The following is a 14203-nucleotide window of genomic DNA, read 5'->3' on the forward strand; positions in this document are numbered from 1 at the left end:
CGTTGCAGCCCAGAGGTTTAGCCAAAATCACCGGCAGTTATCGCGTTTCTTAGGTACAACCCTCTCGCTCATTCTATTAAAGCAAACAACTTGCAGCGGGGATAAAAAATTCTACCCTACCCTATCTGCAAGACATCGCCCGATCTCTTAGGAATTCATCATGAGGTTATCACTCCATATATTACTGGCACTTGCATTGACAACCTGTAACACCCAAACACATCAAATTCCCCAAAAAGGAAACGATACTTCACAGCCACTTTCGTCTATCCATTTCACCCAAAGCAAGGCAAAGATGTTTGAAGATGCTTTTGCGATTGAACGTGCGGTGAAACTAGAAACGATTCCGGCATCGATCCTGGGAGAGATAAGCAAAGTCATTGTTCATGAACCTTCTGGCAAAATATATGTCGGCGACTATGACGCAACGGGATCTGTCTTTGTTTTTTCGAACGAAGGCCGGTTTTTGAACAGAATTGGAACCAAGGGTTCTGGACCTGGAGAATACCGAACATTACTTGATTTTGCGGTGAATCATGTCGGCGATGTGTTCTTTCTTGCGGATAACAGACTGCTAAAATTCTCTGATCAAGGGGAGATTTTAAGTGAAATTGTCCTTGGGCCATACGGTCTAGAACTATTTGCCCACCGCGATTTCCTGTATTTCAAATTTGGAAAAGGCAATGGTTCAAAAAACCCTGGCTTTCTTGTCTTCGACCATCAATTAAACCCAGCAGGAACTTTAGGAACACAAGATAAACGGCTTCAAACTTACATGTTTGCGGCACCGACCACCATCACCGCGGCGGGGGATTCACTTTTCTTTACAGACGCCTATTCATTATCCTTGAACGTTTTTAAACAATCAAAATTAACCACATCAAAATTCGGTACACAAAACCAGGTGTTTACCGATGCTTGGAAAGGTGATTCTTTTAACGAAGCTAACAGGAAAGCGGTAATCAAAAACCTTTGGCACTTTCAGTCACTTAGATCTTTTTCAGGTAATCTAATTATGCATGAACGACGCCGGAGCGGCGATGATGCCGTCAATCGATTCCGCTTAATTAACTTAAAAACAAAAAAGGGCGCACTACTGCGACAAACTGTTCTGCGTGATCTAGATGGTACATCCCGTGACCACTTAAGCATTGACTATGTATCTGGATCCACCTCCCAACATCTGGTTGGGGTAATCGGTGATCCAGTGCGTTTTTCTGAATTCAAGGACAACTATCACATCTTTTCCAATATGAAACTGGGAGATTTAGCAAACCAAATACTTGTCTTTTTCAAACTACGTAAAAACTTCTGGGACACCTTATAGACAGCCTCTTTTTACACAGCAACACAACCACAACAGGACGCCCAAACCGCCTTTATCTCAGACACAACCCTAGCTTAAAAACCGTCTCAGTCAATGCCGCGGTGAATAAGTTGCCAGGCACCATGAAGGAAAGCAAAATGAAAAAGAGCGCATTGATCTTTATAGTTTTTCTCCTATGCATCAATGTTTGCCTTGTTTACTTATCTAGAGCCAGGCTTTCTGCAACAATGGCCAACCACCAAACCTTTCAGCGTGAAACAGAAATGAGACTTCAACCTAAGAAGCGCGATAGGAGCGAGAGTTTTTGGCTAAAGCCAGGAGTGCGCACCACCCCTGCTTGCGGGAGTTCGAGCTTTTGGGGCAACGCGCTCGGGTGTTGTTAGGGTTTCGCCTCGAAGACCACGCTTTCAGGAGCCGACCGTTCCAGATAATCTATTTCTAAATGGCATCCATCGAAAAATAATAAGGGCCGTCTTGATATTGCTCACTATTTAACACAAAAGCATAGAAACTCAATCTCCACCAACACCACAACCTAACTTAAGCGCGGGCACTATGGAGGATAAGCCCCCTGAGCCAAACGTGGGAGGGGTCAACAGACACAGCTTCTGTTTTGGCCTTGAGTTTTGCATCTGTGATATCGCCATCATCAAGAACGCAAACGCAACAATCTGCAAAAAAACCACTTATGTAAAACCAAGCACCTTCCTGTCACCTCAAACGACAGCCGGCAAAAAGAAGCGAGAGACCCAATCACCACCAAATTCACAAGGGTCCCGCGGACCTTTTGCCGGAAAACACGCGGACAAAAGGATAACTCCAATTAAACATTATTTAAGAAAATCTCATAAAGACTTGCTCTAAACTCACAGCTATGTAATATTCGTCCTCTACGAAAATCCTGCAATTTTCATCGAAGCAAGGAAAAGCGAAAGGCTTTTTCCCCATCCCTTCTCGCGGATCAACCGCCACGCATCAAATGAAAGGACGCCCATGTGATTCGTCCCGAAACGCCCTGTATTCATCAGCTTATCGAAGAACAGGCCGAGAAAACACCGGATGCCGTCGCCCTTGTTTTTGAGACGCAACAGCTTACCTATGCCCAGCTGAACCGGCGCGTCGCTCAGCTGGCCGACCACCTGCGGCAACAGGGCGTCGGTCCCGATCAACCGGTCGGGCTTTGCCTCACCCGCTCTTTTGAAATGGTCATCGGGCTTTTGGCGATTTTGCGGGCCGGCGGCGCCTATGTCCCGCTCGAACCAAATTACCCCGCGCAACGGTTGCAGTTCATGCTGGAAGACAGCGGCGTTTCCCAAGTGCTCACCCTCGCACGTTTTGAGGAATCCTTGGCGCCCTTGGTCGGTGACACGGCTGCGCTGCTCAGTCTCGACCGCGATTGGGAGACCCTGTGCCAAACGAACCCACCCGAAACACCACCCCCCGCACCGCATCCCGACCAACTTGCCTACATCTTATATACATCGGGCAGCACGGGACGGCCCAAAGGCGTACTGCTGGAACACCGCGCCCTCGCCAACCGCATTCTTTGGATGGCGGACCAATACGGCCTGACATCCGAGGATCGCGTCCTCCAGAAAACGCCCTTTAGTTTTGACGTGTCGGGTTGGGAGTTCTTCTGGCCCCTGATCACCGGCGCCCGTTTGGTGCTGGTCGCGCCGGAGAAACACAAGGATCCCTACCATCTGCGCGACCTGATCGTGCGCGAGTCAATCACCACCCTGCACTTTGTACCGTCCATGTTAAATGCCTTTCTCGGCATCGAGGGTGTAACACGCTGTACCTCACTCAAGCAGGTGTTTTGCAGCGGCGAGGCCCTGACCGTCGCCCATACGCGCCGTTTCTTTGACACGTTCGGCCAATGCGAACTGCACAACCTTTACGGCCCAACCGAGGCCGCCATCGATGTGTCCTACCAACCTTGCCGGCCGGGAATGAGCGAGGTGCCCATTGGACGGGCCATCGCCAACATGCACCTGTATGTGGTCGATGCCGCCTTGAACCCGGTCCCCCACGGCGAAGCAGGTGAATTGTGTCTTGCCGGTGTCGGCTTGGCGCGCGGTTATTGCAACCGTGGCGATCTCACCGCGGACCGCTTCCAACCCGATCCTTTTTCCGAGACACCTGGCGCGCGCCTTTACCGCACCGGTGACCGCGCGCGATTCCTCCCGGACGGTTCGCTTGCCTATTTGGGCCGCATCGATCATCAAATTAAATTGCGCGGGAACCGCATTGAACTGGGTGAAATCGAGGCGGTTTTGTCCGAACACCCGGGCGTCGGTGCCTGCGCCGCGGTGGTCCAAGCGGACGAACGCGGCGAACAGCGCATCGTGGCCTGGTTCGCACCGGACGCCCAGCATGCCGGCCCGGTCCAACGGCGGCTGGCCCTGGAAGCGGCAGACAAACACGAGGACCACCGCACGACCACCCTGCCCAACGGCATGGACGTGTTCCACCTCAACCCCGGTGAAACCGAGTTCCTCTACCGCGAAATCTACGAAGGCGAGGGTTACCTCAAACACGGGTTGGTGGTCAACCCCGGCGATCAGGTGTTTGATGTCGGCGCCAATATCGGCCTGTTTTCACTTTGCATGGCTGAACGCGATGCACGGGTCACCGCCTTTGAACCCATGCCCGAGGTCTACGAGGTGTTGGCGCGCAACACCCACATTTACGGCGACAAGGTCCAGACCTACGCGCGCGGCATCGCCGACCAGTCCGGCTATGAAACCTTTACCTACTACCCCAACGTCACCATTCTCTCCGGCGCCCACGCCGACGTGGAGGAAGAGTTGGACGTGGTGCGCGCCTACCTTGCCGGTGAACCCGGTGAAAGCGCGGCCCGTCAAGAAGATGTGGACAGCATGTTACGCGCCCGCCTGGAAACCCGCGAGGTGCGATGCCGCATCAGCACCCTGTCCGAGGTCATCGCCGAGACGGACATCACGCGCATTGATTTGTTGAAGGTCGACGTCGAAAAAATGGAGCAAAAGGTACTCGACGGCATCAAGGCGGAGGACTGGCCCAAAATTCAACAAGTGGTGATCGAGGTCCACGATATCGACAACCGTGCCCGCTCGGTGCAAGAGCTGCTGGAGGGACAGGGCTTCCACGTGGTGGTCGAACAGGACGATTCCTTCCAAAACACCCAAATTTACAACCTTTACGCCACCCGCACACCGGCGAAGAAGCAGAAAGCGCCCTCGGAACCAAAAACCCCGTGGACGGGTCGCGCGGCCCTGCTCGCGTCGATCAAAGAAACGCTGGCCGCGCGCCTGCCGGATTTCATGGTACCCGCCGCGCTGGTCCCCTTGGCCGCCTTGCCGCTGACGGCCAACGGTAAATTGGACCGCAAGCAACTGGCGAGCCGAGCCGTCCAAAAAAGCCGCCCCAAAAAAATCAGCCTGCCCCGCTCCGAGGTAGAAGAACAGATGTTGGAGATCTGGGAAGAGCTGTTGGGCATCATGGACCTTTCGGTCGACGACGGCTTCTTCGAGGCGGGCGGGAACTCGCTGCTGGCGATCACCCTGATCGAACGCATCAACCAAACCTTTGGCTGTGCGCTGACCACGACGACCCTGTTCAAACACGCGAGCATTGCCGCCCTGTCGGCCCACATCGCGGACCCGTCCCCGCGGGCGACACCTGTCGCCGAGCCCCCCAAGGGCGCGTCAGCCACGCCGCCGCAAGAACCGACGGAGCAACACGCCTACAGCGACGTGGAAGCCGCGCTCAACGCCCACCCCGCGGTGCGACAGAGCGTGGTTTTTTCGCGGCAAAACCGCGGCAAACAGAGCTTGGTCGCCTACGTGCGCCCCAACTTTGACTGGTTCCGCTTTCAAAAGGCCGACCAAGACACGGAAGAGCTGCTCAAAAACTGGATTCCCATTTGGGAACAAAACTACGCACCCATCCTCGGCGGCGAGGAAAGTTCCGACGAGGTTTTGAACGCCATTGGTTACGTCACCAGCGATTCCGGCGATCAAATCCCGGAGGAAGAGATCCGCGAATGTGTCGATCTCGCGGTGGGGCACGTGATGGCGCACCAGCCCCGCAAAATGCTGGAAATCGGGTGCGGCAGCGGCATGTTGTTGTTTAACCTCGCCGACCGCGTCGAACACTACTACGCCACCGACCTGTCTCAAAACGCGGTGGACCACATCCACAACTCACTCAAAAACAAAACCTACCGCGACAAGGTGACCTGTGTGCGGTGCGACGCCTCGGATTTGGACGCGGTCTCGGTCGAAGCCGTCGACACGGTGATGATCCATTCGGTGATTCAGTACTTCCCCGGCATTGATTACCTGACCGACCTAATCCGCACCCTGACGGAACGCTTGCCCCACGGGGCACGCATCTTTATCGGCGACGTGCGCGACCTGCGCCTGCTCAAATCCTTCCATGCGGCGGTTCTCGCCCACCAATGTCCGGCCAAAACCACGCGCGCCAAATTCGCACGCTTGTTGGCCGACCGCGTGCGCCTTGAAAAAGAACTGGTCATCGATCCGCTGTACTTCAAAAACCTGACGCGCACCCTGCCGCGCGTCAAACAGGTGCGCATCTGTCCGAAAAAAGGCCGCTTCCACAACGAATTCATGAAGTACCGCTTCGACACCTTCCTCTACCTGGACGAACCCCGTGTCGAAGGCGCAACCCCGCGCGAGCAACCCTGGCGCGGAGAATCGGCGGCGGAAACCCGCGAGTTGGTCGCCGGCGGCAACGAAGCCCTCTGGCTGACGGATGTCCCCAATCGCCGGCTGTGGCGCGAACAAGCCATCCTCGACTGGACCGCCGACGATCACGGCGAAGCCACCTTGCAAGCGGCCTTGGCGCGCATCGACGCCACGCCCGACAACGAAAAAGGCATTGACCCTTACGACGTGCTCCAGCAGGGCAACGGCGACGGCGTGACCACCACGGTCCACTGGGAACATCCCCACGAGCACGGTCGCTTTGAAATCTACGCCCAACCCAAGGGCGCCACCGCGGGCGAACCGCCCCACGAACTGACGTGGCAACAGGACGAAACCCTGGAACTGGACGGCGCCAACTTCCCCGGTTTCAGCGTGGTTTGGCAGGAAAAACTGCCGCACCTCAAATACCATTTGAGCGAACGGCTGCCCCACGACCGCATCCCCGGCCGCTTTATCTTCCAAACCGAGCTGCCGTTGGACAACCAAGGTCGCCTCGACCGCGCGGCGGTTACCGGCGAAGCCAAAAAACCGACGTCCCCGGCGAAGCGCACGGCGGCCTGCCAAAAAGCCGGCGTCGCCGAGGTTCCCGCCGACAGCCTCGCCGTCATCGGCATTTCCTGCCAGGTCCCGGGCGCCGACGACCATCGTCAGTACTGGCAGAACCTGGTGGAGGGCGTGGAGAGCATGCGCCTGCTTTCCCCGGAAGAATTGGCCGCGGCGGGCGTGGACGCCGAGCTGCGCGCCAACCCCAACTTTGTCCCGGCCCAACGCACCATCAGCGGCAAAGATGGCTTTGACCCGGCCTTTTTCAACATTTCGCCGCGCACCGCCTTGAACATGGACCCGCAGACGCGGCTGCTCCTGCTCCATTCTTGGTGGGCGCTGGAAGATGCGGGTTACGCGGTCGGCGATGTCCCCGAAACCGGCGTCTTCATGTCGGCGGCAACCAACTTCTACCAACAGCCACTGGGCCTGGCCGCCCACCAGCTCCAAGGCGCGGACGGCCATCCGGCCGGTCTCCACGCCCAAGGCGGCATGGTCGCCAACACAATCTCTTACCACCTCGGCCTCAAAGGGCCGAGCCTGTTCGTGCAATCGCTTTGCTCGTCCTCGCTGGTCGGGGTCAAACTGGCCGCGCAAAGCCTGCTCGCGGGCGAAGCCAAAACCGCCTTGGTCGGCGGCGCCGGTTTGTTCGCGTTCTCCCGTGTCGGTTACCTGCACGAACCCGACCTCAACCTGTCCGCCGACGGCCGTTGCCGAAGCTTTGACGCGGACGCGTCGGGCATGGTGGAGGGCGAGGGCGTGTGCGTGGTGGTGCTCAAAAAGGCGCGCGAGGCGGTGGCCGACGGCGACCCGATCTACGCCTTGCTGCGCGGTATCAGCATCAACAACGACGGCAACGACAAAGCCGGCTTCCACGCGCCGGGCGTAACCGGTCAAGCCGCCGCGGCGCGCGCGGTCCTCGAACAAACGGGGATCGATCCCCAGAGCATTGGTTACGTGGAAGCGCACGGCACGGGCACGCCCTCGGGCGATGCGATTGAAGTGGCCGCGCTCAACGAGGCCTACGCGGCCGCGGGGAAAAAGCGCTGTGCCTTGGGTTCGGTGAAACCCAACATCGGCAACCTCGACACCGCGGGCGGCCTCGCGGGCATGATCAAGGTGGTGTTGGCCCTGCACCAGGGCACCTTGCCGCCGCAAATCAATTACAACCAAGCGGCGCCGGATGTGGCCCTGGCCGATTCGCCCTTCTTCATCGCAACCAAGCCAACCGCCTGGCCCGAAAACCACGGCCGCCGCCGCGCGGCCCAAAACCATTATTCGCTGGGCGGCACCAACGTCCATGCCTTGTTCGAGGCGGTCGACCCACCCGCGACCGAGGCCCGCGGCGACGAACCGCTGCTGTTCCCGCTCTCCGCCCGCGACCCGGAACGCCTGCGCGACATGGTTGCCCATCTGGCGGCGTTCCTCCAACGCGAGCCGACCACGGCAGCGCGCAACCTGGCCTTCACCCTGCAGGTCGGCCGTGTCGCCATGCACCAACGCGCCGTGTTCCTCGCGCGAAACACGACGGAACTCAGCAAGCTGTTGCAGGATTTCCTCGAAGGTCGCGCAAACAAAAAAATCATGACCGGCAGTGTGCAACGCAAGGAACAACGCCTGTTTGACAACGATGAAGACGCCCGCGCCTTGCTGCAAGGCTGGCTCCAAAAAGGGCGCCTCCCCAAAATTGCCGAGCTCTGGCTCAAAGGCGTGGCGATGGAATGGGCTCTGCTTTACGGCGACGCCCAACCACGACGCATCCATGCGCCGGGATACGCTTTTGCACGCAAGCGCTTTTGGATCCCGGAAACCGCGCCGGCGCAACAACCGGGCACAGTGGTGGAACAGCGTCCCGCGCCGCGGTCCCAACCCGAACCGCAACCGGCACCCATCCTAACCGGCACCCCTTTGAAGGAGCCGGTCGCCGAGCTGCTCAAAACCATCATCTCCAATTTATTGATGGTGGACGTCGCGGACCTGGACCCGGTCAGCGAATTCAACGATTTTGGTTTTGATTCGGTCACCCTGATCCAGTTCACGAACAGGCTGAACGCGGATTATGGGCTGGACCTCAAACCCACGGCCCTGTTCCAAAACCCCAGCATCGAACGCTTTACCAACTACCTCGTCAGCCAATACGCCGACGCGCTCGGCAAAGCCTTAAAGCTTTCACCGGAACCGGTCGTCGCAAGCCCCGCCCCACCGCGCGTGGTTACAAGCCAAGCCAAGCCCGCGCCGGCGGCGATTTCCGGCCCAATCGCGGCCGACACGCCCATCGCCGTCGTCGGCATGAGCGGCAGTTTTCCCGGTGCCCGCGATCTCGATGCCTTCTGGGAGAACCTGCGCGACGGCGTGGACTGCATCAGCGAAATTCCGGCCGACCGCTGGGACTGGCGCGCCATTGACGGCGACCCGCGCGAGGACCGAACCAAAACCCGCGTGCACTGGGGTGGTTTCCTCGACGGCGTGGCCGAATTTGACCCGCTCTTCTTCGGGATCTCACCGCGCGAAGCCGAATCGATGGATCCCCAAAACCGCTTGTTGATGACCCATGTCTGGCTGGCGATGGAAGACGCGGGTCACAACGCCCAAAGCCTCGCGGGCAGCGATACCGGTATTTTCGTCGGCACCGGCGATACCGGTTACGCAAGTTTGATGCGCGGCACCGCGGACGTGGAAGACTACGCCTTCCTGGGTCTGTTCCCCTTCGGCGGCCCAAACCGCATGAGTTTTTTCATGGACCTGCACGGCCCGAGTGAACCGATAAACACCGGCTGTTCCTCCTCGCTGGTCGCGGTCCACAAAGCCGTGACCGCCATTCGCGAGGGTCGCTGCCGCATGGCGTTCGCGGGCGGGGTCAACACCGTGCCCACCCCCGACGGCCACATCAGCTTCAGCCGCGCGGGCATGTTGTGTGAGGACGGTCGCTGCAAGGCCTTTTCCGCCAATGCCAACGGTTTTGTTCGCGGCGAAGGCGCCGCAATGCTGCTGCTCAAACCGCTGGCCGATGCCGAACGCGACGGCAACCCGATTTACGCGGTCATCCGCGGCAGCGCCGAGAACCACGGCGGTCGCGCCAATTCCTTCACCGCCCCCAACCCCAAGGCACAGGCGGCCTTGCTGACCCAGGCCTACGCGCGGGCGGGCATGGCGCCTTCGCGCGTTGGTTACATCGAAACCCACGGCACCGGCACCCATCTCGGTGATCCCATCGAAATCGAAGGCCTGAAAACCGCGTTTCGCGACTTGGGCGCGGCCGAATCCGTTCAGCCCTATTGCGGGCTCGGCGCGGTGAAGTCCAACATCGGTCATTCAGAGATGGCCGCGGGTATCGCGGGCCTGGTCAAAACCATCCTTCAGCTCAAACACCGCACCCTGGCCAAAAGCCTGCACTGCGAGGCGATCAACCCCTACATCGAATTGGAAAACAGCCCGTTTTTTATTGTGCAGGAAACACGCGAATGGCCCGCTCGCCGGGACGAGACCGGCCGACACTTGCCGCGGGTCGCGGGCGTCAGTTCCTTCGGCATCGGCGGCGTGAACGCCCACGTGGTGTTGGAAGAATACGTGGCCAAACCAGCCGCGCCGGCGCCGACCTCGGACCAGGTCCTGATCGTGCTGTCGGCCAAAAACGAAACGCGGCTGCGGGAATCCGCCGAAAACCTGCACCGCTTCACGCTGTCGGCCTTGGCGCTGAAGGACCGCGATCCCGGCCTGCTTGCCAACATCGCCTACACCCTCCAAGTGGGCCGCGAGCCGATGGAAGAGCGGCTGGCGTTCACGGCGACCTCGCTGGAAGACCTGCGCGACCGCTTGGCGGGCTTTTTGGCCAAACAACCGGGCGGCCTGTTCCACGCTCGCATCAAAGCGTTTCGCGACGCGCTGAGCATTTTTATGTCGGACGAAGACATGCGTGGTGCGATTGACGCCTGGATCACCAAGAAGAAGTTTGCCCAACTGATCCAGCTCTGGGTACGTGGCTTGCCGTTCGACTGGAACCGGCTCTACGCCGACCAAAGCCGGCTGCCGCGGCGCATCAGTTTGCCAGGTTATCCCTTTGCACGGGAGCGCTACTGGATTGGCGCGGATCGCGAAAGCGGGCAGATCGTGGCAGCGACGTCACCCAAGCCGGCCACGCGTCGTGAAACGCCGGCGGCGCGGCTGCCGGAACCACGCACGGCACCCCAGCCACCGCAACCGGCCAAACCAACGAAACCGCGCGGCCAATCCGGCCCAACGTCGCTTCCGGCCGGTGCCGCTAACGGCATGTGCCACCAACGGGTGACCACCCATTGGCAGGACGAACCCCTGCCCGAGGATATCCCGTGGCGGGCCAGGCTCCAGGAGCAGGCCGGCAGCGCCGTGACCGTGATTTACGACGAAGAACCCCGCCGCGATGAACTGGTCGCCCTGCTTTACAATTTGGAAGAAGCCGCCGACTTGGACCGACCCCTGCTGTTGGAGACCCTGTCGGTGCGCCACGTGGCCAACGGCATCGGCCAATCCGATGTGATTCTGTTTTTGGGTCCGCCCCCGACGGATCGCGAAACCTTCTGCCCCGCCGCGGCAACCCATGTCAGCACGTTAATCGAACAGCTTCAGGAACGTGCCTGGTACCGCGAGGTTCAGGTTTTTTACCTCTACGAAGGCGCGCCCTCGCCCGATTGCGAAGCGCTCGCCGGCATCATGCAAGCCGCCATGCAAGAGAACCCGCGCCATCAGTGGACCCTGATCGGCTTGGCCGACGGGGGCGAGGTCACGGCCGGGCAACGCTTGCTGGCCGAATGGGTCGCGGGCGCCTCGCAACGGCCCGGCGAACCCCGGATCATCCGCCACCAAGCGGGCCAACGTCTGGTGCGCCGTACCCAAACGACCCCGGTCACGGCGACGGAGCTTCCCTTCAAGCAAGGCGCTACCTGGCTGATCACGGGCCGCTTCGAGGAAGACAAGGCGCTGCTGCAGCAACTGGCGACACGCTACCAGCCGACCCTGGTCTTTTTATTCCGCGGCGCGTGGCAACCCGCCCGCGAACGCTGCTATACGGCGCTGAAAACCTGTGGGGCGACCGTTCACCGCTACGCCGCCGACGGCGCTACCCCGTTGCGCGACACCTACACCCGCATTAAACAAGAGGTCGGCCCCATCCACGGCGTGCTGGACTTGGCGGCGACCGACGACCAAGGCGCCTTGCCCTCCACGGGAAGACGACGTGCCGAACGGGCCGCATGCAACCTCTTGATGGACCTGCAACGTTTGACCGCCGACGCGCCGCTCGCCTTTTTCTCCTTCCTCACCGCCCCGGCCGCATTGAACGGCGGGATCCCGGGCGGTTACGCGACCGCCTTCCGCCTCGCCCTCGCCGAGCACGTCGCCCGCCGCGGTCAAGCCGCCGTTTACCAACGCGTGGCCACTCGCGAGCCCAAAATGTTGGAAAAAGTTTGGAAGGTCAAACAGGTCCCCGAAGAACAGGCGCACATCGGCGGCGGGATCCTCATCATCGTCAATCCCGATTCCTACCGTCTCGCCAAACGCCTGTTCCAGCGCGCTTCCGGCGTCGTCTTCGCGGGCCGCGACGGCAGCGATTCGGCGGCCTACCCCTTCGATACCGAGAACAGCGCATCGGGTCGCGCCGCCGCCGAACGCCTGCTTTCCGAACAGCAACCCATCGAACTGGTGCTCGATCTGAGCGACCTTACCGCCGAACCGCGCGACACCGCGCCGGCCGGCTTGGGCAAAATCGCCTTCTACCAAGTGCTGGTCGGCGCCTTTACCCCGACCCAAATCGCGTACGTCACCAACGGCCTCCAACACTTCCGCGCGGCGCGCATGAGTCTGGCCGGCGCCCGGTTCGCGGGTTTGGTCAAAATGCTTTCGGCCGAGTACCGCCACATCAACGCCCGCTGCATCGACATCGACAACGCCTTGTTCGCCGACCCACGCGCCTTTGAGAACATGATCCTGCGCGAATGTCGCGTACCGCTGGAAGAAACCGAAATTTGTTACCGGCGCGGCATTCGCTACGTGCCGACCTTGGTCCTCAGCGAACCCCCGCGCGTGGAACGCGCCGAGGTCGCGCAACAGTTCCCCATCTCCCGTGACGGCCTCTACGTCGTCAGCGGCGGCACCAGCGGGATTGGTTTGGAAATCGCCCGTTACCTGGTGGCACGCGGTGCGCGTCGCCTGGTGCTGATGGGTGTCACCCCGCTGCCGGAGCGGGCCCATTGGCCGGCCCTGATTCGCGAGCAGCACGCCCAACACGCGCGGCTTGCGCCGTTACAGGATTTGGCGCAACAGCTCGACCATTTGGAAATCTACACCGGCCCGCTTACCGCGACGGACGAAATGGCGCGCTTTTTCCAGCGGGTAACCCGCCAACACGGACCGGTCAAAGGCGTGGTTCACAGCGCCGGTGTTTACGCCGACCTCACCAACTCAGCGTTTGTCACCCGCGATATTGAAGACATGAACCGCATTTTCCAACCCAAGGTCGACGGCATGGTCGCCCTGGCCCAACAATTCGCGGGCGAACTCGATTTCTTCGTTTCCTTCTCCTCGCTGACCAGCTTCGTGCCCTTGCTGGCGCGCGGCATCAGTGAGTACGCCATGGCCAACGCCTTCCTCGATTTCTACAGCGCTTGGCACCATCACCACAAGCGGCCTTGGTTCCGCGCGATTACCTGGGTCGACTGGAACGAAACCGGGGTGGCCAAACGCATGAGCGCGGAAGAGTTCGCCTTGGTAGAGAAGAACCTGGCCCAGGTCGGCCTTTCCTCGTTCACCAACGAGGAGGGACGGCAGTTCTTCGAACAGGCCATGCTGGTGCCCGACAAACACCACGTGCTGCCCGCGTTTATCGATGCGCCCCACCTCAACGCCGCCGCGCCCGCCTGGTTCTACGGCGTCAGCCGCGATCTGCAAAAAGCCGCGCGCCCCCAAGGCACCCCCTCTTTGCCGGCAGCCAAAGTCGTCAGCCCCGCACCGCCGGCCAGGTCGGCCGATCCCGTCCCCGCCGCGGCACCCGTGGGCAGCCTGGAGGATCGCATTTCCCGCTGGGAACAAGCCGGCAAACCACTGGCGGTTGAAACCCTTACTCGCTACGTCACCTTCGACCAACTGAAACAGCAGGATCCCGTCCTGATCCAACGCGTGTACCAGTTGTTGTATCCCGACGAAGCGAGCCCTTCCCCGGACGTAACGGACACGTCCCCCTCGGAACCTGAACCCCTCTCGCGTTTGGTCTACGAGACCCTGCTCGACGTGCTCAAAATCGATCATATCGAAGCGCACGAAGACTTTGCTGACTACGGCTTGGATTCCATCTCGGCCATGGTCTTTTCGACCCGTTTGGAGAAACGGCTGGATATGGAGATTCCTCCGCAATGCCTCATTGATTTCCCCAACATCCAAACGCTGTCGGAACACTTAAAAAACCGCCGTCTCGTCTGAGCGGCAACCACGGAGGTCGTTTTTGAACCTTTGAAACGAACGCTGATCCCAAAATAAAGACCCCATTCCGCAACCTCCACTTCACGGGAAAGGTGCGGCGGAACCGAGCAACAACCTCGTCTCGGTGCCGTGGGTTCATGGGCGGCCCTCCACCACAAGACATGAGAATGAG

At 59.9% G+C, this 14203-nt stretch carries 2 protein-coding genes; both read left to right on the forward strand.

Features of this window, described 5'->3' with window-relative positions:
- Nucleotides 1–160: 160 nt before the first annotated feature.
- Nucleotides 161–1327: a 6-bladed beta-propeller gene (locus tag J3U88_RS12625; protein WP_207859126.1), complete on the forward strand. Its 1167-nt coding sequence runs from the start codon at nucleotides 161–163 to the stop codon at nucleotides 1325–1327.
- Between the two features lie 995 nt (nucleotides 1328–2322).
- On the forward strand, nucleotides 2323–14031 hold the full coding sequence (locus tag J3U88_RS12630; protein ID WP_207859127.1) for an amino acid adenylation domain-containing protein: 11709 nt from the start codon (nucleotides 2323–2325) through the stop codon (nucleotides 14029–14031).
- Nucleotides 14032–14203: the final 172 nt, after the last annotated feature.

The sequence above is a fragment of the Acanthopleuribacter pedis genome (assembly GCF_017377855.1).
GTDB classification, from domain to species: domain Bacteria; phylum Acidobacteriota; class Holophagae; order Acanthopleuribacterales; family Acanthopleuribacteraceae; genus Acanthopleuribacter; species Acanthopleuribacter pedis.